General features: G+C 38.2%; 20 protein-coding genes. 9 read left to right on the top strand and 11 right to left on the bottom strand.

Annotated elements, in window-relative coordinates; all coding sequences use genetic code 11:
• Position 1: 1 nt before the first annotated feature.
• A complete protein-coding gene (locus I5J82_RS02255; RefSeq protein ID WP_332873621.1) occupies positions 2-469 on the bottom strand; it encodes a GNAT family N-acetyltransferase in 468 nt (155 codons plus the stop codon).
• A gap of 95 nt (positions 470-564) precedes the next feature.
• Here I5J82_RS02255 and I5J82_RS02250 point away from each other — a divergent pair, with 95 nt between their 5' ends.
• Positions 565-1002, top strand: a complete 438-nt coding sequence (locus I5J82_RS02250; RefSeq protein WP_198766478.1) for a hypothetical protein — start codon at positions 565-567, stop codon at positions 1000-1002.
• A 198-nt stretch (positions 1003-1200) separates the two neighbouring features.
• Positions 1201-1815 (top strand): GNAT family N-acetyltransferase, encoded by a 615-nt coding sequence (locus tag I5J82_RS02245; RefSeq protein WP_233096382.1) that lies wholly within the window; start codon positions 1201-1203, stop codon positions 1813-1815.
• A 30-nt stretch (positions 1816-1845) separates the two neighbouring features.
• Here the strand turns inward: I5J82_RS02245 and I5J82_RS20590 are convergent, their stop codons facing one another.
• The 6 genes from I5J82_RS20590 to I5J82_RS02215 are packed head-to-tail and all read right to left on the bottom strand — an operon-like array spanning position 1846 to position 12363.
• Positions 1846-4722: an ATP-binding protein gene (locus I5J82_RS20590; protein WP_198766477.1), complete on the bottom strand. Its 2877-nt coding sequence runs from the start codon at positions 4720-4722 to the stop codon at positions 1846-1848.
• Entirely contained in the window at positions 4715-5080 is a 366-nt protein-coding gene (locus I5J82_RS02235) for a response regulator (RefSeq protein ID WP_198766476.1), read from the bottom strand. The genes I5J82_RS20590 and I5J82_RS02235 overlap by 8 nt, the downstream gene beginning before the upstream one ends.
• A 3-nt stretch (positions 5081-5083) precedes the next feature.
• Positions 5084-8281, bottom strand: coding sequence for a hypothetical protein (locus I5J82_RS02230; protein WP_198766475.1), 3198 nt, complete (start codon positions 8279-8281; stop codon positions 5084-5086).
• Positions 8278-9711, bottom strand: coding sequence for a glycosyltransferase family 2 protein (locus I5J82_RS02225; RefSeq protein ID WP_198766474.1), 1434 nt, complete (start codon positions 9709-9711; stop codon positions 8278-8280). The genes I5J82_RS02230 and I5J82_RS02225 overlap by 4 nt, the downstream gene beginning before the upstream one ends.
• The gene (locus I5J82_RS02220) at positions 9695-10744 is read right to left on the bottom strand and encodes a HEAT repeat domain-containing protein (protein ID WP_198766473.1); all 1050 of its coding nucleotides are present in this window, start codon (positions 10742-10744) and stop codon (positions 9695-9697) included. Before I5J82_RS02220 ends, I5J82_RS02225 begins: the two co-directional genes overlap by 17 nt.
• Before the next feature lie 2 nt (positions 10745-10746).
• Positions 10747-12363, bottom strand: coding sequence for a GGDEF domain-containing response regulator (locus I5J82_RS02215; protein ID WP_198766472.1), 1617 nt, complete (start codon positions 12361-12363; stop codon positions 10747-10749).
• Between the two features lie 392 nt (positions 12364-12755).
• Here I5J82_RS02215 and I5J82_RS02210 point away from each other — a divergent pair, with 392 nt between their 5' ends.
• Complete coding sequence (locus I5J82_RS02210; protein ID WP_198766471.1) at positions 12756-14036, top strand: L-cysteine desulfidase family protein; 1281 nt, start codon at positions 12756-12758, stop codon at positions 14034-14036.
• A 60-nt stretch (positions 14037-14096) separates the two neighbouring features.
• On the opposite strand, the gene I5J82_RS02205 is transcribed toward I5J82_RS02210, so the two are convergent.
• Complete coding sequence (locus I5J82_RS02205) at positions 14097-15698, bottom strand: MDR family MFS transporter (RefSeq protein WP_198766470.1); 1602 nt, start codon at positions 15696-15698, stop codon at positions 14097-14099.
• 337 nt (positions 15699-16035) lie between these two features.
• On the opposite strand from I5J82_RS02205, the gene I5J82_RS02200 reads away from it, so the two are divergent.
• Genes I5J82_RS02200 through I5J82_RS02180 form a run of 5 tightly spaced genes read left to right on the top strand, consistent with a single transcriptional unit; the run spans position 16036 to position 18748 of the window.
• The gene (locus I5J82_RS02200; protein WP_198766469.1) at positions 16036-16842 is read left to right on the top strand and encodes a phosphotransferase family protein; all 807 of its coding nucleotides are present in this window, start codon (positions 16036-16038) and stop codon (positions 16840-16842) included.
• Between the two features lie 5 nt (positions 16843-16847).
• Complete coding sequence (locus I5J82_RS02195) at positions 16848-17273, top strand: hypothetical protein (RefSeq protein WP_198766468.1); 426 nt, start codon at positions 16848-16850, stop codon at positions 17271-17273.
• Positions 17274-17286: 13 nt separating this feature from the next.
• Positions 17287-17676, top strand: a complete 390-nt coding sequence (locus tag I5J82_RS02190) for a VOC family protein (RefSeq protein ID WP_198766467.1) — start codon at positions 17287-17289, stop codon at positions 17674-17676.
• Positions 17677-17678: 2 nt separating this feature from the next.
• Positions 17679-18143: a hypothetical protein gene (locus I5J82_RS02185; RefSeq protein WP_144702140.1), complete on the top strand. Its 465-nt coding sequence runs from the start codon at positions 17679-17681 to the stop codon at positions 18141-18143.
• Positions 18144-18160: 17 nt separating this feature from the next.
• Positions 18161-18748 (top strand): hypothetical protein, encoded by a 588-nt coding sequence (locus I5J82_RS02180; RefSeq protein ID WP_198766466.1) that lies wholly within the window; start codon positions 18161-18163, stop codon positions 18746-18748.
• Between the two features lie 22 nt (positions 18749-18770).
• On the opposite strand, the gene I5J82_RS02175 is transcribed toward I5J82_RS02180, so the two are convergent.
• Complete coding sequence (locus I5J82_RS02175; protein WP_198766465.1) at positions 18771-19343, bottom strand: nucleotidyltransferase family protein; 573 nt, start codon at positions 19341-19343, stop codon at positions 18771-18773.
• A 370-nt stretch (positions 19344-19713) separates the two neighbouring features.
• On the opposite strand from I5J82_RS02175, the gene I5J82_RS02170 reads away from it, so the two are divergent.
• Positions 19714-20490, top strand: a complete 777-nt coding sequence (locus I5J82_RS02170; RefSeq protein ID WP_198766464.1) for a TerC family protein — start codon at positions 19714-19716, stop codon at positions 20488-20490.
• Positions 20491-20533: 43 nt separating this feature from the next.
• On the opposite strand, the gene I5J82_RS02165 is transcribed toward I5J82_RS02170, so the two are convergent.
• Complete coding sequence (locus I5J82_RS02165) at positions 20534-21502, bottom strand: LacI family DNA-binding transcriptional regulator (protein WP_198766463.1); 969 nt, start codon at positions 21500-21502, stop codon at positions 20534-20536.
• A 55-nt stretch (positions 21503-21557) separates the two neighbouring features.
• Positions 21558-24905, bottom strand: coding sequence for a GH36-type glycosyl hydrolase domain-containing protein (locus I5J82_RS02160; RefSeq protein ID WP_198766462.1), 3348 nt, complete (start codon positions 24903-24905; stop codon positions 21558-21560).
• Positions 24906-24969: the final 64 nt, after the last annotated feature.

Here is a 24969-nt window from a genome sequence, read left to right as displayed (position 1 = left end):
TCTAAAGACTCATATGAAATATTAGTTCTATGCCATATTCCCCATCATAGTTCTCACCTTTATGTATGAATCCGGCTTTTCTGTAAAGAGATATAGCAGCATTGTTCGTGTCATGAACGGTTAATATAATTTCATTCTTATCTTTGTACTGCTGCTTCACGATATTCGGTAGTAATTTCAAAGAATCCAGCGCGAATCCCATTTTTTGAAACCTAGCATCGATCGAAAATGACTTTAATAGAATGGCCTGCTTATTATTTGTATAAATATTACCGGAACCATCTGTATATAAAGCAAACCAACCTACAAGTTGTTGGTCAGCGTAAACGACAAAAGGCTGATTGAAGATATCACATTGAAACGTTTTAAGGACCTCAACAGGCATGGACGTATATAATGCTTGTTGTGGTGGTAAACAGTACTCAAGAGCAGCCTGAAAATCTTTACTTTCGTACTTTCTGATTTTCACGCATCCACCTCCATTCTTAGAGTTAATTGAAACAAGGAATTCACCATTAAATAAAGAATACACTGTTAGGTAGTGGATGAGAGGAGCGGTGGAGAATGAAAAAGAAGCTTATTTTAGCTGCTGTTTTATTAATAGGATTTATTTCTGTTTTAACGATTTTCTTTAAAGATTCAGCTCCAACTTTAAGTAACAAAGGACCAACATCCAAAAATGACTCCCTCGTTTATTCTGGAGAAAATGATTACTGGCAAGCAGCGTTTTCTATAGATCGTACAAATCAATTAAAGCTCACACATATTGAAGAGAGTAACATACTACCGAAGGAACTGACGTTCACCCTTAGTACAGGTTATGGTCAAGAAAAAAAGCAAACAGAGATTGGCGAATACACCTTTTCTATTAATCAGTTTCCAAACCAAATAACCGTAACGTTCGATGGGGAAATTAATAGTCTACAAGAAAACAAAAAACTCGTTCTAAAGATTACCGGTAAAGATCATTATCAATTTTTCAACCTTTACAAAGAAGAATAAATTATTTATTTTTTATTTCTTCTAGTAGTGCAATCATTTTTTCATTCTGTAAAATAACCGTCTCATTTTGTTTTCTAAATTTTGCAGCGTCGAACAAAAAAATGACTAAAATAATTAAAATAAAGAAATCCATTGTTTCACCTTCCCTATTAGATTTTAATAAATATTAACATAAATAACCATTTAAGGAATGAAAACATGAAGAATCCAATATTATTCACATCTCCTCCTACATTAGAAAACAATGTCATTCAGTTAGTTCCTATGGAAAAGGAACACTCCGTATTCCTTTATCAGATTAATCATTCGGATCACTGGCATTATATGTTATCGACCATACAAACTCAGCAGGAAATGGATACTTGGGTTAAAAATGCAATACATCTTCGTGAAGAAGGATTATCTCTTCCTTTTACTATTATTAACAAGAAAAACAATCAAATCGTTGGAACTACTCGTCTTTATGAAATAAATTCTACACAACGAACCTGCGAGTTAGGCTCAACGTGGTATGGTAAGGATTATCAGCGTACATTTGTTAATTCAACTTGCAAGCAACTACTTCTCACGTATTGCTTTGAAACCTTAAACTTTATTCGCGTGCAATTTAAAACAGATGAGCGAAACGAACGCTCGCAAAAAGCGATTGAACGACTAGGTGCAATAAAAGAAGGTGTAATCAGGAATGAACGCATACTTTCTAATGGATATATTCGAAATGCCGTTTTGTATTCTATCACTAAAGAAGAATGGATAGATGTTAAACAGGGTTTTATTGAAAGAGAAGCAAAATATAAATCACGTTCAATATAAAAGCCTGCAAACGTTTTGCAGGCTTTTACTTCAATTTTGATTCATATTATTTTCTTCTGGTACTAAAATATGTCCGTTCTTCTCTTTGTTCAGCAAAACTTGGAGAATAAACGAAGTTAATTGGCTTGGTTGATATGGTTTGATCAAGTATCCTGCAGCACCTAGGTTAAGTCCTCGCTGCTTTTCATCAAGTGCTGTTGAGATGAATATTGGAATGTCTTTTGTGTTCTCATTCGCTTTAAGTGTCTGAATCACTTGCCAGCCATCCATCTCACCTTCTAGAAGAATATCTAATATGATCGCTTCAGGCTGTAACTTCTCGATCATGAGTAAAGCTTCTTCACCTTTGTTAAACTGTGCGATTTGAAAGCCTCGTTCAATTAATTCTTCGGTGATGAGTCCTGCAAGATGCCTATCATCTTCAATAATGATAATATCAGCTTTCTGTCCTTTTTCCATCGTTATGGAGGCATTCACATATACATCTTCTATGACCGGAAACTTTACGGTAAATGTACTTCCCTGACCTAATGTTGACGCGACCGATATTTGTCCTCCATGCACTTTCACAATTTCTTTAACGATAGCAAGACCCAGACCAGTACCACCAATTTTTCTTCGATCGGAGTTATCCACTCTATAGAACTTCGTAAACAGATCGCCTATTGCCGACTGCGGAATGCCAAGCCCCTCATCCTTAACATCTATGATAAGATGTTTATCGGTATGGTAGAGTCTTACCGAAACTTTGCCTCCCTCAGGTGAGTACTTTATCGCATTCGATATTAAGTTCATAAACACTTGTGATAACTTATCTCGATCTCCGAACACGGATAATTTTTCGGTTTGGATATCAATGTCAAACACGTGTTTGTCACTACTTACCTTTTGAACGTCTATAACATCTTGAATGATCGGCAAGATCGAGTGATACTTTTTATCGAATTCCTGGCTTCCGCTCTCCATCTTTTGCACATCCAGAAAATCGTTTATGAGTGAAGTCAGCCTAAAAGCTTCTTGGTGGATTGTTGTTAAATACTTCTTTTGACGCTCTGGTTTTAACTCACGTGTGAGCATCAACTCCGTAAATCCTAGAACGCTAGATAACGGAGTTCGAAGCTCGTGACTTACCGTTGTAACAAACTCCGACTTCATCTGATCCACTTCGTGTTCTTTTGTAATATCACGATATACGATAACGGTACCTAATTTTGTATCGTTTTGGATGAGACTTTCGGAATATATCTGAATGACACGCTTTACTTCACCATCTAACTCAAACACATGTGAAATGCCAACATCGTTCTTTTCATGAACCGCATTCTGAATAAATGCCAGTAGTTCACGAGCTTCTTGAACTCTTCCTTTTAACCGACGAGTCCATTCCTCAAATTTCATGTTAGTCAATTGGTCCGGTTGGTTGCAGCTCATAAACTCACAAAATTTTTGATTGGCAGAGATGATATTACCTTCGTTATCGATTAGCTGTATGCCTTCGTGAATGCTGTTCATTACATTTTTCATCGTTACTCGCTGTTTCTCACTATCTTCATACAACATGATTTTTTCAAGTGAAAGAGCGACCTGCCGTGCGAGACCTTGGTACTCTGTTACTTCATCACACGAATAAGTTGATCCTATTCGAGTCACGACCAAAACTGCTATAATTTCACGTTTTCCGGAAAAGATGGGAATGTACAGATCTCCTGATTTATACGTTCCTTCCACATAACCTTTTTCAGATGTTGAAGTATCTCTCATCACTTGATGTGATAAGCTACTCTCTTTTAATTTTACTAACATTCCAGAGTCAGGAAAATGTTGTTTAAATTGAATTAGTTCACTTTCTGATAGACCTACAGATGCGGTTTGATTCCCATCAATCACCCAGATTGATCCCTTACTTGAATAGGTGATCTCAACCATATTGGTAATGATGCTCTTCAATAGATGATCCTTATCAAGTGTATTAGAGATTGAATGAATAAAAGAATTCATTCGAAGAAGCATCTTTTCATTCTGTTCTGTAGTCGATAATGCTTCACGAAGCTTTTCTTGTTGCTCATTTAATTCATCCTGCTGAGCTGCAAGTTCTTCATTCTGTGCAATTAATTCTTGTTCATTATCCTGAGTACTACGAATCATCTTCTCAAAGGCTTGTGAGAGTAAACCGATCTCATCAAGTCTTTTCGTATGCGGAACATCGGTAACATAGAGGCCGTTCGTAATTTGGGATGATACATTTGCAATATCCCGAAGAGGTCCTCCAAATTGTTTCATCATCAATCGGATAAGAACGATGAACACCAATACCATAAACGTTAAAAAAGAAAAATAGATCCATTGACTCGTACTTGTCTTTTCATCTTTTTCTTTATATATAGAATCAATTTCTTTTTGGACATCTGCCTCAAAGCTATTTAGTGATTGAAGTACAGCATTTACCTGTTGTGTTCCTCCTTCTTCCTGTGACATATCCACAAGTTCATTGAGTTGTCCTTCTTGTTTGTATTGAATGGCACGAGGAAGCATTTCTTTAAAATAACGATTGGTAAACTCTTGTATTTCGCTCGATAGTTCTTTATCTTGATCGGATTGATATACTTTGTTAAACGTTGTTAGATCTTTGTTGATCTGCTTTTCTTTCTGTTCAATATTTTCTAAGAATGTCTTTGATCCAAAAGCAAAATAACCCCTAGAATCAAACATCACTGAGTTTAAATTCTCTCGCATATTCTCAACAAAGTTTAATTTGTTCTGTTTCGCTGAGATCTGTTTATCAAGTGATTCCGTTAAATTGACATGATAGAGTCTCAGGGAGACCATACCTGCTAGGAGCAGGAAAACAAAAACAAGATTAATTAGGATTACTTTCCTACCTAAGCTCCTTTTAAAATAGTTACGCACCCAAGATCTCCCCTATCGTTTCAAGAAGCTGCTGAGGGCTAAAAGGCTTTGACATAAAGAAATCAGCACCTGCTTCCTTCATCCTTTCACGATCTGCTTGTTGATTTTTTGCTGAAAGAATCATCATTTTCGTGTTCTTTTTGTTTAGAACATTCCTTGTCTTTTCAACAACTTCAAGCCCTGTCATACGCGGCATCATATAGTCTAGGATGACAAGGTCATAGTCATTCATCGATAACCTCTCATACGCTTCTTGTCCGTCCGTCGCCTCATCGATCTCATAACCTTCATCTTCAAGGGTATCTAGAACAAGCATGCGCAGTATTTCTTCATCCTCTGCTAAAAGGATTCTTGTCATGAATCATTCCCCCGCTTCTTTTACATTTCCAAACGTTTTCTGCAGTTCATAATAAGATTGTTTTAATCGTTCCTGATATACAGGTTCATCCCATTCATTCCAAATATACTTTCTTACGTTTTGAAGAGAGATCACACCATCTTTTGATTGTGGCAGGGAGTCACTGACAGGTCCGTTTGCTTTATACGTGTAAGCACCAATGGCAAAACCTTCTGTTTTTTCACTAGCAGTTAACGTACCTTTCCACATATCTCCCATCACTTCATGCAGACTTGGATCTTTCACGTTAAGAAGAAGCCAAGGAATTCTTATCTCTATAACCCCTTCTTTTTCGTTCACGCTGACATCTGTAAGAGAATCATAGTTTTTATTTTGCGGATTTCCATTGCCGAAACGTAGTTTACCTGTTTCAAACGACTGAAACGGAATAACTTCTTTTGTACTTGGTATGGTTAGTTCTTTGTTTAAAGCCATTTCTAATGGATGGTAGATTCCATTGTTTTTTTGATTGGCATACCTTTTTTGCTCGATCATCTTTAGTTCATGTCCGTACATGTAATAGTTGCTGTCATAATAACTATCCACTAGTATTCTTGAATTCTTCTTGTTCGTTAGGTTTATAGCAAACTCGGCACCAGCATCTAATTTAACTACTCCGTCCGGTGATGACAGCTGCCCTTGATTACGAATGGTATCTATTAAAATCGTAGTGTTCAAACTCTCTAAATCTATTTTGCTGTTATAATCCATTCGCATATATACAAATCGGTTGTCACTCGTTACGTATAAAGCTTTTAGTTCGTTGCTTTTTGAGCTGCTTTTTTGATAAGGAGCTAGATCTACCCAGTCCTCGACTTCACCATCTACTTTAATAGGTGATTCTGGATCAAACGATAACAATCCAAACTGCTGTTCATTCGTCTGAGCATTAGACCAAAACGGCCGTCTGTCTGGGTTGTCAAAGTCCATCGTATTCCATGTCCGTTTAAACCATTCATCCTGCCATGTAAATACCATACCGCCTGCCATCTGTTCTTCAACGATGTCTTCAAACAGCCTCGTATTATATTTCCCTTGATCCTCTTCCGAATGGTGGCCCTGGTTCCAACCAAATGCGTTCTCATGGGTTATTCCTCTTGAACTGGGCACTCCAAATTCCGCAACGACGACTGGCATATTGTGAACTTTCCTTAAATCGTGTAAATAACCTGCATAATTGTTCTTCTTTCCACGATGGTCCACATACTCCAGATACTTTTTCTCATAATTTAAAAAGTCAGGATAGTATGGATATACGTGATACGAAGCGAAATAACCTGATTGAAATGCATTTTTTGGTTTAATGTTATTTGGATTTACAGACACTTTATCCTCTTTTTCAAAAGGTTCTGCAGGATGTTTCAACGTATCCGTCGTTACCCAGTTCACGTGACTAACTGCGTGCTGCCACTGATACGTTTTCGTTTCATACTCTGTTGTATAGTTCAGCATAGATGTTAGCCAATTCTCAAAAGGAGAGGCATTTGAGCTAGCGAAGTATTCACCGGCGTAACGTTTTTCCGACATATGTTTTTCGTTCGTTGAAACCACGACTTCCGGGTCCCACTCTACCCCTACAATAAAGCCTAAAACATAAGGCGAAATATCGTTCTTATACTCTCCACCCGCATGTCCTGGCACCTTTGGAATCTTAGCCTGACCGTGAACAATATCCACGACATGTTTGATTTCTTTCTTAAATGACTCAGTTACTTCTGGCGCATAAACATCTTGCTTCGCCTTTAACTGATCCTCATTCACCCATACACCATGAAAAAGGTACAACGGCTTTTTGGCGATCTTATTATATTCATAAAAAGCTTCATAAAAGCCTGGTGGATGAATCGTATAAACACGAATAGCATTTGCGTTCATCTCCCCGATTCGTTTAAACCACCGGAAATATTCACCTTTAGAAATGGCTGTCTCACCTGGGAAGCTTCCTGGTTTCGCAATTCCCATGTTCACTCCTTTAATCAAGAAGTTTTTCCATTTGCCGTTGTCGAGAATCTGCAAATAATCCCCAGATGCTTTTGCATTTATCCTAATTCCGTTCTGTTTTTCAATCTCCACCGCTTGTTTTGTTTTCTCTTTATGCTGTGCATCCTCCAAGATGGCCCTCATCAATGGCAGATACACCTTCCAATAAAACGTACTTCCTTGCCCATCATCTAATGCAAACTTTTGTTTAATAAAACTGATGCCCCATGTTTGATACAACTCAGGAAGCTCCGCTTGATCGGCATAGTCCCCAGCGAAGTAAGTAGCTTTATATGCTGCATTCTGATGCTGTATGATGGCAGGGAACATTAAAGGAATATGGTGCTTTTGAATCTTTCTCTTCCCTGTATCCGTTAGGTTCAATTCGTACTGTGCCATAATTTCATCTTCATTCAACGGTTTAATAATATCGAACCAATAATGATAAGGAACTGATGCATCCAGTCCATATGTTTTCTTACCTTCTTTTGTAAAAAAGAACTGTGCACCTTTTTTCTTCATGTCTTTATTCTCTAAAATAACCATCTCGCCTTTTTCATGTACGAACAGCATGCCACCGCTCTTAAACGACCACTCTCCATAACGATCTTTATAGTTCTCCTTCACCCAGCTAGGAACTTCTTTGCCGTTAAGATCTGAAAAGTACCTGCCGATCCATCCGGACCATTCCACATTTAACAGCTCTGATATTCCTTCTCGTGCTTCTTTACCTGTTGGGCTTGCAAACGTATTGAATTCTGCAATGAGGTTCGTTGTTCCAGACATCACAGTACGTCTGATATTCTCAACTTCACTAGGTGTCAGACCACCTTTGACACTCGGTTTGTTTTCTTGGTTCAGCACTTCAACACCATAGCTATCAGCGACATAAAGAATATCTGGCTCTTTACCTTTATTAAACGTTGGCACAGACCTGCTAAAATGCTTATTTTCTTGGTAAGCTTCTTCTTTCTTATTTACGATCTTTAAATGGTTTAACGTCCAAACTAAACCACTATGTTCTCTAAAGGAATCTTCATTTATCGTTTTATCTACGATTGCCACGTCCAGGATGTTGTCTTGTTTAATCCACCACATCCAAAACGGTGAAGTGATCAATCCGATGATGAGCAGAATAAAAAGAAAAAAGAAACGTTTCCTTGATTTTTGTTGTGAATTCATTGTGAGATTCCCCCGGATACACCTTTTCTTTTCATTTCTCCCCATGACTTTTTACCACGAATCGCTTGAACCAATCCTTGACAACGCCAGATCACAGTTAATGGACGATACCAAAGCGTTTCTGTTAGTGAATAAACAAATAGTTTTACGATGTCCGATATTTTCGGGTATTTACGAAGACTCCATTCCTCCAAGATCACTGCTCCCATGGAAGAAAGTGAACCGATCAAGACGGAGAGTAGGAAGAACAGCAAAGCCATCTCAATATAGATTCCTCCTAGGAAAAAAGAAAGAACCACAAACAAGTAACCACATAGCTCTACGACAGGTCCAGCGAGTTCAATGATCCAGAAATAAGGTAAAGAGACCATTCCGATGGAGCCATACTTTGGATTAAAAAGCATAGATTTGTGGATCCAAAGACTGTCAAACAAACCTCTATGCCAGCGATTTCTCTGTCTATGAAGATATTTAAAGTCATCAGGAGCTTCTGTCCAACAGACTGGATCTGGTACGTACACAATCTTTTTGTTCTCTTTTTTATCTTTGATTAACCTTTGAAGGCGTACGACAAGCTCCATATCTTCTCCTACCGTATCTCGCTTATAACCACCTGCTTCAATTACCCATTTTTTTGAGAACACACCAAAAGCACCTGAGATGATCAGCAGCCAGTTATAACGGCTGAGTCCAATACGTCCCATCAAGAACGCTCTCAAGTATTCAATAACCTGCATAATAACAATCGGGTTCTTCGAAAGACCTATCCTTTCAACCTGCCCCTCATGAATATCACATCCGTTAGCAATTCGAATGCTTCCACCTGATGCAATCACCGTCTCATCTGAGTCGATGATCGGTTTCATCACTTTTAGAAAAGCGTCTCTTTCAAGAACTGAATCACCGTCTAGTGAACAAAAGTAAGGATAGTTGGAAACATTGAGTCCCGCGTTCAGTGCATCCGCTTTTCCACCGTTCATCTTATCTACAAGCCATAGATTAGGATAGATAACTGATTGGTAGACACCTTTTATGGTCATTGTCTCAAGTCTAGTCTGAATAACCTTCTTCACCTTTTTCATTTGAAAATGTTCGATAACCGTTTCTACCGTTGCATCTCTAGACCCATCATTTACAACAATTACTTCAAACTCTGGATAGTTGATGCTCAAAAGAGAACGAACGCTTCCTTTAATCCCAAGCTCTTCGTTATAAGCAGGTACGATAATGGAAACTGGTTTCGTGTAGCTCGCATCCATATAGTCTTCATACCGCTCGTAGGAGTCAATCTTTTCTTCCCTTTTCAACTGAAAGGCAGCAAGAATAAAAAGAAGTCCGTAAAACAGTACAACGCCTGACATATAAAACAAAATAAACCAGCCAAAAACACGAACAAGTTCGAGCCATAACTGACTAATAACTGTAACCATCTTCAATTCCTCTCTCAATCCATTCTGATGCCATGTCTCTGGCAAAAGGATCATCACTCGTAAAACGAATATCATACAAACGTTCAAGACCGTCGTTATAACTTAAAAATGACTTTGCAGCTTCAGCACGTACCATCCACGATGAATCTTTTATTAGCGTTTCAAGTATTTGGAGGCCGTTCAAGGCTCGTGTCTTTCCGATTACCTTCGCTGCCATCAATCGTTCTTCCCATCTATCTGATTTTGCAAAACTCTCTATGCCGTCAGAGTCAGATAGAAACCCAACCTCTCCAATCGCTTTCATGGACCGTATACGAATTTCAAAACGTTCATCTTCTAACTGACTTTCTAAAAAGATAACGAACTCCAGTTTCTTCTGAATTCCAATCATATCAATAATGGCTAACTTTAATCGCTCGGGAAAATGTAGATAGTCGCCTACCAAATTTGTGAACAGCTCCTCTTCAACCCTATTTAAAATACTTCTGTACTCCAATACTGAAAATAAATTTGGAACTGACTGAAACAAATGAGAAAGTTCATGGTCTTGGTTATTTGCAATACAACGGAAAATAATAAGTTTCTCTTCTTTTGAAACATCCTGATTGATTAGCTTCTCTTTAAGCACTTCTGAAAGTGAGCTCATCTTAAAACCATCAACCTTATAAAGGACATTCATCCTGCGGCTCCAATTTTTTTGTTTTAAGATAGATTCATATCTTTTCTGAAAAATTTCATCTGCTAAGGAAGAGATACGCAGCTTACCTGCTCCATCAATTACCGTTGAATACTCTGTTAAAAGACGTTCAATCGCAATAAACTTAATCGCTGAATCCGGGACTAAAAGACGTGAGTTTTGTTCACGATACAAGTAATCGTAAATCGTCTGTTGAACTTGGTCCTTATAATTATTTATCTCTTTCTCTTGAGAAATCTCAACGGCCTTTTTAATGATTAAATATACGAACATGCCTGTTAATAGAGTCAATAAAACCATTGCGATGCAAACTAAGAGAAAAATTTCCTCTGACAACATCATTTCACCCTTTGCACTAACACTTTTATTCTCGCCTCTAACTCACGAATACTAAAAGGTTTAGTTAAATAATCATCCGCACCTAAATGCAGAGCCCTTACAATGTCTCCCTCCGCTTTTCGTGCTGTAAGCATTAAAATTTTGTATTGGTTCGTATCTGAATAAGTGCGGAGCTTCGTCAATACTTCGATTCCGTCCATCTTTGGTAACACACCATCTAAGATGATCAAGTATTCATCGTTTGACTGGTGCCAATCATCCGCAAAGAATGAAACACCGTCTTGGTATGTTTTTACTTCAAGCTCATAATTTTCTACGTCAAGATCGGTAAAGAAGCTTTCGAGCATTTTACGAATAACTTCCGAATCATCGATGACCGCTACGCGGAGTTGTCGGTTTTTCTCTGCTTGGGAATTTGCAATTTCCACCCTGCCTCTCCCGTTTTCTTTTGCCGCATATAGTGCTCGATCCGCTGTTCTTACTGCTTCTGTTAAAGAAACTGGACTGCTGACTTCATAAACTCCTGCCGAAAACGAAACGAGGAATGAATGTTCTTCATAAACAAAAACGTTCTGACTCAAATTTTCTAATAGTCGACAAGCCGTCTGTTCCGCTTCTTCAAGCTTCGTATATGGCAAAAGAAGAAGAAATTCTTCTCCGCCATATCTAACAACTACATCCTGACTCCGAAGATGCGTCCTAAGAAATTCAGCAAATTTAATAAGCACGTGATCGCCAGCTGAATGACCATATGTATCATTTATTTTCTTGAAAAAATCAACATCAATCATAATCATCGAGAAGATATCTTTGTGCCTTAAATGCTCTGAAGCAATTCTTTGATAGATCTCTTTAAGAAATTTGCGGTTGTATACTTTCGTTAATTCATCCTTCATAAGGGTGTCTTTTACAATTTTTCTTCTTTTCACTTGTCGATCAATCCTCGCTACATACTCATCCCAATCCAATGATTTGAGGAAGAAATCATCAGCACCTCTTTGATAAGCGGCAATTCGCATCTCTTTTTTGTCTGAAGAACTGATTACAACGATCGGAATAAGTTCAAAAGCAATGGTTTCTCTTACTTGTTTAATTAAATCGTACCCATCGATTTCTGAGCTATAAGGGTTTACGATCAAACAATCTGGATTTAGGTCATAAAACATGGAAAGAGCTTTTTCAATCGTTGGGGATACGACTACAGCATAGCCGTTATCCTCTAGTTTTTCTTTGCTATATATGAGATAAGGTACGTCTTGATCTACAATTAGAAGAAGGGGCTTATCACATTGATCTGCGATGGGAGTAAATTCGGAAGGTAATGATACGACAAGGTTCTTTTGCACAGCAGTGAACAAATCCATAACCGGACTTAAATATTGTGCAGCTTCTTTTGAACTCCAGCTTTTTTGTTCCCGATCCATCTTGTTCATTAAGTCTGCTGCAGCTCTCGAAACTTCTTGAAGCGAAATCGTACCGGCCGTACCTGTAATGGTATGCAAAAATTGATGAAGCTCTTGGTGAGATAATGGATATTCAGTATCTTTCCAATCATCAACTTGTTTTGTAATCTTTTTTTGTAGCATGATTTGATATTTAGTCAATTTGGAATCCATAATAAAAAACTCCCTACAAAGGTGTTAGATCTTACTCATTTATAATAAGTATTATTTATGACAGTGCCTAGTGATTTTGAACAGAATTTCAAAAAAGTTCCTTTTCACCCACTATACCTTTAAGTAAAAAGCATTTTCTCTCTAATTCATGGCAGATCTGTGACTGATTCTTGTTCCTTAGGCTTATATATCATTGCTTTTTGATTTTTTTTAGGCAATTAGCATGGTGTTAATCCTATATTCTTTATATCGACTTCATGCTAAAGACCTGCATATGTTTTTGATACCTTTCTAATGAGCGCTATTAAAATTGATAAGACTTTCCTCTTCTTTTTGAAGAAATTAACCGTTATTGTTAAGGAAGAGAAATTTTTGGGGAAGAGGGTAAATCTATGATCAACGAAAACATATGTAGACTTCTTGAAAAAGAACTCGTGGTGGCACTCGGATGCACGGAACCTGTTGCCATCGCTCTCGCGTCCGCTACTGCCAAAGAATATATAAGCGAACCGGTAACGTCGATCTCTGTTAGAGCGAGCGGCAATGTTATCAAGAACGCTTTATCTGTAGGAATTCCCGGCATGAATCATACAGGTATCGATTTCACAGCAGCTCTCGGTATGATTGCAGGAGACCCTGCAAAAGGTCTTCAAGTACTTGAAGGGGTTACGCTTACTGAGGAAGAAGAAGCGATCCGGATCGTTCAGAGCGGAATGGTTTCGGTTGCAACTGCAGATGGTCCTGAAAAGCTATTTATTGAAGTCGAGTTAAAAACTTCATCAGAGGAAGCGATCGTTGTGATCTCTGGTGAGCATACAAACATAAGCTATATTACTCAAAACGGAAAAGTACTAGTAGATAAATCAAGACCTGGGTCATCATCTAGCTCTAATAAAGCTGATAATCCTGAGTTAACGATTGAAGACCTTTATGCGTTCATTACAAAAGTTCCAGTTCATCGATTAGATCTTGTCAAACGAAGTGTCGAGTTAAATTCTGCGATATGTAAAGAAGGTCTTTCGAATGACTATGGTTTAAAAGTAGGAAAAACGTTGTATGAACAAACAAAAAAGGGCGTTCTTTCAGATGATCTAGCTACGTATAGTATGGCGCTATCTGCTGCTGGTTCTGACGCACGAATGGCTGGTTCTACCATGCCGGTAATGGCGAATTCAGGCAGTGGAAATCAAGGAATCGCGGTTACGATGCCTGTTGTAGCCGCAGCTGAAAAACTAGGTGTAACACAAGATAAAATGTTACGAGCTGTGACATTGAGCCACCTTCTTTCGATTCATATGAAATCAAAATTTGGCCGATTGTCTGCACTTTGCGGTGTGACTGTCGCTGGTGCTAGTGCATCTGCTGCGATCACCTACTTGCTGGATGACAACTTAGATAAGATGAAAGCTGCTATACAGAATACATTAGGCAACGTTAGTGGAATGGTTTGTGATGGAGCAAAAGCTGGATGCGCTATGAAAGTTGCAACTTGTTCAAGTGCCGCTGTTCAATCGGCAGTCTTAGCATCGAACGGATTGTGTATCCCATCGACAAATGGTTTTATTGAAGAAGATGTTGAAAAGACGATTGAGAATTTTTGCAGATTAGGTGCTGAAACATCAAGTACGACCGATTCTGTACTTTTAGATATGATGGTGAATAAGCAACGGTAAGCTCAATCAATTGAAATCAAAATGAAAAGAGCTGATCTTGAATCAGCTCTTTGTTGTTGTTTATTCTGTAACTGCCTGGTTTGATGCAATTTCCTCACGATCTGTGTTTTGCTCGATGGGTTCTTTCTTAATACGACTATTCCCTACCGATAAAGCAATAAATATGCCAATTCCAATAAAGATAAGTCCTGTTAAGAATACGCTTGAGAAAGAAGTTGACCATACGTCTTTTATCGTTTCAATGACAGGTCTTTTTAAATCGGCGGGAAGTGGTAACAAATCTGGATTGATTAAGATCCCAAACATCGCATCTGTCTTCTTCCCGATCTCTTCAAGCGCTTTTCCAAGAACGGGGTTTGAAGCGCTACTTGCTGCTTCACTAATCTTATCTGTAAGTGAATGGTTCATGACCGCATTTAAGATCGTTATTCCAATGGTTCCTCCGATCGAACGAAAGAAAGTAGAAGCAGATGTTACTTCTCCGAGCTGTGATTTTGGGAACTCATTTTGTACAGCAATCATGAGAGTAGGCATAACAAGACCCATACCAAATCCTAGAATCACCATATAAGCGTATGCCGTAAATTCATTAGAATCAACATCCATCGTACTCATTAACAAGAAACCAATAGCTGTAATCACCATGCCAGATGTTAATACTGTTCTAAATTTTAGCTTCAATAACAAACGACCACCAATAATGCTTGCTGTAATGAGCGCGATCATCATAGGAGTCATCGTCGAACCTGCTTTTGTCGGACTCACCCCTAATATTCCTTGCATGTACATCGGAACGAACATGATCGCTCCAAACATACCTAAACCAAGCAAAAATCCTAAAATGTTTGTCGTTGCAAATACCCTATTCTTAAAGAGCGACAGATTCAAAATAGGTTCTACAGCACGTTTTTCAATCGTAATAAATAACGCTAATAGAACAATTACTCCACCAAACAACAAATAACTTGTTGTAGACTGCCATTCAAATTTATCTCCACCAAATGTAAGTCCTAATAAAAGTAATACAACGGCTGGAATCAGAGTGAAAATACCGAAGTAATCGATATTTACTTTACCTGTCGCTGCCCTGATCGATTCATTCTTCATTCCGATCACGATCATAGCTGTTGAAATGATACCAAAAGGTACATTGATCAAGAAAATCCAGTGCCAGCTGATATGATCAACCATAAGTCCACCAATAAAAGGACCGATCACAGAACTTAATCCATAGATCGCACCAAATACACCTTGCCATTTTGCACGTTGTTCAGCTGTAAAGATATCACCGATGATTGTTTGGGAAAGTGGCATGATCATTCCGCCGCCGATTCCCTGTAACCCACGATAAATGATGAGTTCTTCCATAGAATTTGCTGTTCCACATAGTGCTGAACCTAGTATAAAAATAAAGTTTCCTAATAAATATAGCTTTCTGCGTCCATAAAGGTCAGAAAGTTTACCTACGATTGGAACAACCGTTGTTGATGTGATCAAATAGGCAGTGGTGACCCAAGCAAAGATAGAAAACCCGTTAAGATCAGCAATAATCGTTGGCATAGCTGTACCAACAATCGTTTGTTCCAAAGCACTAAAAAACATACCAATGATCAAACCAGCTAATATCAATTTTGTGTTTAACGGCTTTTGAGTTGTCTCCATGTTCTTCTTTCTCCTTATGAGCTGGACGTAAGTTCTTCACTAGCCCAAGCTTTTAAATTGGTTCTTTTCCTTCATCAACTAAATGCTTCACATAATTAAGTATTGCCCGTACCTCTACTTCAGAGACTCATTTTTAAGTGAAGGCAGCGTGCTTCAGTTTCTTCTAGGTTATAGATACTCTTATGACTCCCATCATATGACCACTTAGTCACAATTACCATTAGTTAGTATACTCGGGTCATGACCAGTCAGTCAAACAAAATATATGCACATTCATCCTCTTTTTAATGTGTTAAAATTATCCATATGGAGATTTTGAGCAGAGGAGTTAAACATTTTGGAGCACAATCAAATAATTGGTGAAGGAAGTACTGCACAGGTCATGATTTTTTCTCCAACTGAAGTTGTAAAGCTATTTCATGATCACATATCTGATGATTTGGTAGAACATGAATATACGATTAATAAAATCATTCTCCGATCAGGTCTTCCGGTTCCCGAAGTAAGATGGAGTAAACCGATTTCTGGGAAAAGAGCCTTGATATATAGAAGGGTCGAGGGAACCACGCTAACGAGCCTATTAAGTTCTCAACCTAAAAAAACACTTCATCATTTAAAAAGGATGGCTGCTCTTCAAGTAAGTGTTCACGATAAGAAATTATCTACTCTTCCCTCTCAATTTGGAGTTTTAAAACAAAAGATTATGTCAGTAAAAGAATTGAATGAGAACGACAAGAAAAGAATTATCAAAGAATTAGAAGAACTCCCCCTTGGTAAATGTATATGTCATGGTGATTTTCATCCTGATAATATCTTAATTACAAAAGACGAAACTGTAATTATAGATTGGTGTGATGCTACAAGTGGCAATCCTATGGCAGACTTAGCTCGTACCCTCCTCATCTTGCGTTACGGCGGGTTAAAAGACCGCACATCTTTTCTAAATTTTATAACTATTTTATATGTCCGAAAATTTTTAGCTATGTATTATAGAAAAAGTTATACTAGACATTACCAGTTCTCTTCTAAAGCTTTAAATCGCTGGATGATTCCGATAGCTGCAGCTCGTTTAAGTGAAAACCTTCCTGACATCGAAAAAAAGTTATTGTTATCATTTATCAGCAAAAAAAGTAAAGGATCTTAGTTTCCATGAAAGCTATATACTTACTACTATGTGTGTTATTTATTTTGTTTCTTAGTGGTTGTGTTGATTCTTCGCCATTACGTTCACATGTTGAGGTTCAGATCAATCAAGCCTTTAAAACAAGATTTGGATTAATTGACAATGTAATTGTCAAGGACCTTAAGAAAAATGAAACTTTAACGGTATTAAATCCTGAACTTTTTTCAAACTCCCTCGGTTCAATGAAAAGGGTCAAGATACATCTTCTCAATCCAGATTATTCTTTGAACATAAAAACATCGAAAGAGTCTAAAGAATACAGTAGAGAACAAATGAAAGCAACACTTCTTTATGATTCTAAAAAAGAAATCATCTGTACGAAAAATAAAAAAATCTGTTATGAAACCTCTGACTCGTTAAGAACGTTTTTATTAGATAACAAAATGAAGTAAAGGAGAATTACATATGATATATGAAATGACATTTCAAGTTCGTGTATCGAACATGGTTGATGGTCAAAAATATTATGAAACTCTATTGAACCGACCACCTGACTTCACTCCACATGATGGGTTTGCCGAATGGGAGCTGCTTCCTAACTGTTGGCTGCAAGTTGCAGAGGGAGACCCATCTATTGGTAACGGACCTCTTCGCCTAGGTGTTGTCGATCTTGATGCTGAGAGAAAACGATTGATCGACGTTTTACATGTGGAAGACTTTGAAATTTTTGAACGTGTCGAAGTTCCTGTTAGATGGGCTACTTTTTCCGATCCTTGGGGAAACTCCTTAGGATTGTTTGAATACAAAGATGCAGAAGCCATGAACGAAAAGCTTCGACAGGTAGTTAGGAGATAGTTATGAGAGTCATCATTTCATCCGTAATATCGGTACTTTGTGGAGCAGTGTTCTTTTTTGCTATTCCAGGCGGAAATCCATTTAAGCTTGATCTACAAGGTGTGTTATTCGGTCTATTCTTTGGGATTGTTACAGCTCTACCCTTTTTTCTTTTCTGCACATTGCCAATTGCATTTATTATTGAATCTTCTAAAGATAAAATGAGGTTGAAATTTAGGTTCCATCTTCTTTTATATGTAGCATTAAGTATTGTTTTTCTTTTGATATACCGCTTCACCATTTTCTACTGGGCTAAGTTTGAAGGACTGAACACGTTTGCTGTATTCGGCTATGGAATCACTTGTTCGATCGGTTTTTGTTTAAGTTATGCTTTATTCCGACCAAGAAAAAAACGCGATCCGAAAGAACCTAAAAAGCCTTCAGGTCCATCTGATGCAAGAAGATACAGAAGTAAAAGTACTGTTTGATAGAGAGGAAAGTGGGGATGAAGAAAAAAGGTGCTTTGAAGATTTTTCTAGGATTTCTCCTCTTATTCTTATTGATAAATTGGGTATTTCCTTATTCACCACTTAATATTTATAAATCAATTTCCTATGGTGGAGATCAAGTACTCATCGATGACTATAGATCGGAATTAAAAGCATTCAAATTTGAGTATGAATCTCGTCTCAATGCACAAAGAGAAGAATTGATTAAAGACCGCACCACGAGTGATATTGAATATCTATTACAAATGTATGAGCTTCCTTGGCTAATCGACCAGGATTCTAAAACCATCTCACAAAAATTGTTAACTGATATGGAGTTTGAAGTTAATGAAGCAAAAGATATACTCATCAGCCTCGCGTTTCAAGAGGAATATTCAGAAAGTACTAAGGTTTATTTGCACAGCTTATTAACGCAAACCTTAAGTCTTGAAAAAGAAATCGAAGAACTGAAACACCATTCGAGTCTTCATTCAAGAAGGACAATCGATCGGCAAATAAGGAATCTTCATGTTCATTTCATCTCAAATTTCGAAATGCTATCTACTTTCTATAAGGAATACCTAAAGTCAAAACAAGAAGCTTGAGCAATAGCACTCAAGCTTTTTTTTATTCAACCACTCTAACTTTGTACCAAACGGCTTCCCAATTCTTTTTCTTTACGCGCTCTTTATACTTGTTTCTTCTGTCTTCAGTTCTTCTGTAACTATCCGTTGGTCTTACCTCCATGCTTAGTACATCTTCTATTCCGCATGGAGCAGCAAGAATGACTTCGCCTTGTTCATTAAGCCTAACACCAAGAGCAGTTACCGTTTCAGGAAATTTAGAGATCGCATCTACCGTTGAAGTGTACGGTTCAAAATCATCGTTGACGAGATGCATTCTCGCTTCATTTTTTACAGACCACGGCAAATTTGGGATGAGTCCTAAAAGCATTTCCTCATACTTTTTTTCACTCACTTTTTTGAGGTCTTCAGGATTGAAATAAACAACATCGATATCAGCCAGTCTTGTTCTTTCTTGAAAGCCATGAAGGGTATCCCAAACTTTAGATCGAACAAACCCTGCACATATCCACCAATCCGGTAAATCTAATGTTTTGGCAGCACGTAAAACACGCATCATCCATTCATCATTTTTAATCATGTCTATTATATATTGATGTTGATTCACCTTTTTCATCCACTCTTTTCCTACGTATATATTTTAAAGGTACTATAATCGTTCACGTTTTATATTCCACATCTTTTACTGTTAAAAAAAATTGACAAAATTATATTCATCATAATATGATAATAGTAACTTCATAACTCCTAAAGGGGAGTAGCTTTTACAATATAGTCGTCATTTCGGAGCTTCGTGCTCTCGGCTATATTGGCAACTTCATTGTTGTTAGCAAGACCTTTACCGTTCGGTTGGTAAGGGTCTTTTTTATTTGTTAGACCTTTACCTGCTATTGGTAGAGGTCTTTTTTATTTGTTATCAGGAGGTCGCTTCATGTAAATTGTTCTCGCTTCATCCATGCATCTACCATTTTAAAGGAGGAACCAAAATGGAACTATCTATCTTGTTAGAATATGGTTGGATCTTGTTAGTGCTGATCGCATTAGAAGGCTTATTAGCAGCAGACAATGCACTGGTCTTAGCCATTATGGTAAAACACTTACCAGAAGAACAAAGGAAAAAAGCGTTGTTTTACGGTTTAGTAGGTGCGTTCTTCTTCCGTTTCGCATCATTGTTTGCCATTTCATTCTTAGTCAACGTATGGCAGGTTCAAGCTATCGGAGCTGTATATCTTCTGTTCATCGCACTTAACCATATCTTCAGAAAAGTTGTAGTTAAAAAAGCAGATGATTTTACGGAAAAGTCTAAGTCTGAAAAGAAGAAATCTGGTTTTTGGACTACAGTATTAAAAGTTGAACTAGCTGATATCGCGTTTGCTGTGGATTCAATCCTAGCAGCTGTTGCATTAGCGGTGGCACTTCCCGATTCAGGTCTTCCGAACATCGGTGGTCTAGATGGCGGAAAGTTCTTAGTAATCTTTGCCGGTGGGTTGATCGGCCTAATCATCATGCGTTTTGCTGCTAACTTTTTTGTTAAGCTTTTACAATCGAAACCAGGTCTTGAAATTGCAGCCTTTCTTATCGTAGGTTGGGTTGGGGTTAAGTTGGCAGTATATACACTCGCACACCCTGACTTAGCAATCCTTTCTGAAGGTTTCGCAAAGTCACCAGAGTGGAAAATCACGTTTTATGTTGTTCTCATCTTGATCGCTGTTGGCGGTTGGTTTCTCTCTAAAGAAAAGTCACCACAATCACAAGCTGAATAATTGAATACAAAAAGAGGAGCTTATCGTAGCTCCTCTTCCTTGTTTATCGTTTTCTTACGGAATCCCCTTCGATCAGGCTTACGTTGATTCTCTCATGTTCAGGACTTTGCTTTTTTTGTATTAAATTCAGCAGCAGTTCTGAAGCTAATGCTCCCCATTTATGCTTCGAATAGTTGATCGTCGCAAGTCTCGGTTGAATATATTGAGACACCTCAATATTATCAAAACCGATTATATGAACATCTTCACCAATACGAAGATCCGTTCTGCTGAAATAATTATACATACCGATCGCCATCTCATCATTCAAACAAAACACACCTACAGGCTCTGTAAAGTCTTGATGAATTTTCTTACCTGCTTCTTCACCTGAATGCTTGTTAAAATCACCATCGATTTCGATGTACTCAATATGCGAATAGCGTTGTACCGCTTTCTGTACAGCTTCTAACCGCTGCCTCGCATCAAAAGAGATATCGGGACCTTTAACAACACAGATCTTTCGATGACCTTTTTCAGCTAAATAATCGATCGCGAGTGTAGCCCCAGCCTTATTATCAAGCAGTACTTGAGAGATGTTCGGATGGTCCATTCTTCGATCCATCACGACCAGCTTATGTCCTCGTTCCGCGTGACTTAACAATTCTTTCGTTTCATATGTGGCATCTAGAATGATCGCGCCATCGATCATGCGCTCAGGAAGAAAGCGATGTGATTCTTTCCCGCTGCAGACGATAAGCTCATAGCCGTTCTCGCTTAATGTCTCCATCATCCCCTGCAGAAGCTGACCATAAAAAGCACCACTATAGTTCGTTAAATAGATGCCAATGATTTTTGTTTCTCGTTTTTTCAGTGATCGAGCAGCTGCGCTTGGGATATAATTGAGTTCTTTAGCGATCGCCAATATTCGTGCTGATGTTTCCTTCGTAACTTTCGGACTTCCGTTCAAGGCATAGGAGACCGTGGAAATGGAAACACCGGCTTGTTTTGCAATGTCTTTAATACTTACCAACGAACTTCTCTCCTATCTCACTTGTTGCAAACGTTTCCTTTATTATAACGAATGGTTATGAATAAATCTCTACAGTATTTACGTCTGCTGACAATTTATTTACAAATTCAGAGCGATTCACACATACGCCTCCATCTCGGTAGATGTTCTGATACGTGCTGCTCTCCATTTTTTGACCATTAACGATGAGTCGATTACTTTCCCCACCGCGGTCTCGGAATACCATTTTGACAGGTTTTCCATCGATCATATACTGCAATTCAAGGCCATTCATTTCTTCTGTTAATATTGGATCAATGATTAAGTTCTCCCCTTGTGGGCGAATACCTAAACAATTTGAGATTAACTGGTTCATGTAGATTCCAGGTCCAGAAGAATAGATTCTCCATCCACCTTTAACTTTGGCTTTTCCATCTTTTAGTTCACCAAATCGTTCTTGTGCTTCATAGCGAGTTTTAAAATCACCATCAGAACTTGAGAAATAAGCATTACTCTGACGTCGCTCTGCATTTGGAACTTTTTCTTGAATCATAACAGGATTGATCTTCTCTAATCCGCTCCACACTTCTTCTTTTTTACCTAGCTTCGCCATCGCTTCAACAAAACGAATATGAGCATGAACATATTGAAGTCCGATTTCACGTCCAAAGTTTGATGCTTGTTCAGCACGTTTGAAATGCGTACTCACACCGCCTTTGTAATGAGCAGGTTTGTCCATCAATCTTACTCCATCTGGGCAATAAAACTTATCCATGATCAGATCAAGGTGCTGTTCCGCTTGTTCAGGTGTTAACAATTCTGCAATCATACTCCGCGTCATCGGTAATAAACGATAGTTGATACCTGTCGTGTTATCACTAGGATGAAGCATTAGTTTTGGTGATTTTGGATCCTCCATATATACAAATCCAGGAATAACATCTGTGCCTAACATATGTTCTTGATAGTCTGCCTGAATATTTTTAGCGAGCTCGCTCAGTTTTGCAGCTTCTTCTTCGTCCACATGCTGTAATTGTTGAGAGAACTGAGTCATAACTTGATAGGTTAATGCAACCGTCCATGAACTTACCATGTATTTTTTAAGCTGTGGATTTGCAGGTTGAAGCGTATCATCCCAATCACCGTCTCCATATGAGGAAAGGTGTGTATCATGCAAAAAGTTCTCTCTCATGTAACCGATCTGTTTTTGAATATGCTGTAATAATGTTTCTTTTTTCTCAGTAAAGTTAAAATCCCGGTTAGACGTGTAAGGAACTTCCTCACCTAAAATATCAAAATCATTCGTAGCTGCTAGGTAATCCGTCACTAATTTCAGTGGCCATACGATGATATCGCCATGTGAATCATCTTGCTGGATTTTGAAGTATTGATCAAACATGAACCATTGTGGCCAGTTCCCTGTTTCTTCAAACTGATGAGAATATACAGTAAGCAGGATGTCTTTTACTGCACCATAATGCTGAGTTGCTAAGAAGTATTCAGCAGGCCCTTGGCAAACATCACGAGTTCCCCAAGCTGCACCACCATATTGCTCTAGACCATGTGGAACAGAATAGTGTATAAGCATGTTGTGGGTATACCAATGAGCTAAGGCGTTCATCTTCTGAAGCTCGTGTATCTCAACTCCATCCTTAGTCAAACGGAATCCACGGTTCGTGTTTTGGATAAATGTACGGTAACGCTCGATCTCCGTTTCAATCGTCTTATTTGTGAATGGAATCTTCTTTCCGTCGATTAGACCTTGATGAGAGATTCCCCACTCATTCGTTGGTTCTAGATCACAAACCACGAGGGAAGCAGATCCTCTATCCACGTTTTCTCCGAAGATTGTCTCGTCTGTTACGCTCCACTCGGCTCCCGTAATCTTCATTCGATAACTTAAATTTTCATACGTTTTTCCACTGTCTGAAGCGGCATCCGCGAAGAACGAAAGAACCCCATCTTCTTCATTTTCCATCTTAAATGGCACTTCATATTCTTGATTGTTCAAGGATACTTGGTTCGTCACAACGAATCGGTATGACCTACCGCTCAGAGCTTTAACATGCAGCTCAACTTCCGGTGTATCGACAGTTGTGTAGTTTGTGATGATGAATGTCTCATCTTCCGTTTTATAGAACCAGCGCGTATAGTTAAAGCCCATCTCAAACAAAGAAGGCATCGTTAATAATTTGAGCTTTCCATCCAACTCAACATAGATTCGTTGACCAGATGTTTTCATAACATTCAACGCATTACGGGCATTTGTCATCATCTTATGAAAAGAAGTGTTTCCTACTACTAACTGAGAATTAAAGATTCCATACATATAGGAAGTTGTCGTAATCGTATCTTCTTTTAAAGACACGTTATCTCCCGTTACGAGAATATGTCCATGAGGTCGTTCTACGATTCTTTCTTTCTCTTTTAAGACAATATGTTCATAGGTGGGAGTAAAAAAGGATAGAAGAGTATCTCCCTCATATTCTTCTAAAATTCGTTCTGGAAAAAGAGCTTCCACTTCTTCCATATGAAGATCCACTGTTTTTAATGTCCCGTCAAACTGTTTATTACGGTTGATCTTTTCAAGTATAGTCGTATCTACTTGTGATTGAGCTTGTACTTCATTCCAAGCTGCTTCAATCTCATCCTTAAAATCAATGGACGTAACAGCTTCCTGATGATCTTCTTTAAAGCAGCCATAAAAGTTTATGTGATGTTTGCCATCAAGTTCAAATCGTTCTGATTGAAGAGCTATATAAGCAAATTCATATTGATATACTTCATTTGCTAGGTCTTCCTCATAAAGAGCTTGTGGAATATCTGTTTCTTTATAAGAAGTACCAAAGAACTGAAAACCATCCGTTATATAGCCGGTAGATTTCGTTAACGATCCTTGTTGTAGGTAAGGAAACGCTTTTCCATTCGGCTGGTTTTGGCGAGAACATATGACGTAACCTAGCTTCTCATCTTCAAATACGCCATGGTCTACATACTGAGCAATGAATGCTTCATTTGTTCGAACAGCACCTATATGAGCAAGCCCAACGTCTTGGCCATAAATAATATCAGCTTTCTCTGCCTTCCCTTGGAGCTCTACATCCCAAAACCAGATACCGTTCTCTTTTAATGAAAAAGTAACTACATAAGAAATGTCTTGAAATGTGCCCCTCCAATAAACTTGATTTTCATGGTAATAAACTGTGCTGTTGGATTTACTACCTAGAAGAGGGATAACCTGCATACCCTCGTTGTTAAAGACGCGTAAATACAGATTGTTTAATGATCCATCGATCGGATTACTCATCCATTGATTGATCATCGTATCATGGTGGGAAGCTTTGTAGATATCACCCGTACTTAAGAACGTAAATGCAAAATCACCAGCTTTAATCGTGATGTTCCCTTTCGTTAATGTCGTCATCGTCTATCCCTCAATTCTTTTTATAATGGCTATTTTGTTTTAAGGCTTAATACTGTAAATTCTG

This window comes from Fictibacillus halophilus (assembly GCF_016401385.1).
Taxonomy (GTDB): domain Bacteria; phylum Bacillota; class Bacilli; order Bacillales; family Fictibacillaceae; genus Fictibacillus; species Fictibacillus halophilus.
The sequence above is the reverse complement of the archived record's forward strand: the minus strand, read 5'-3'. Positions and strand labels throughout refer to the sequence as shown.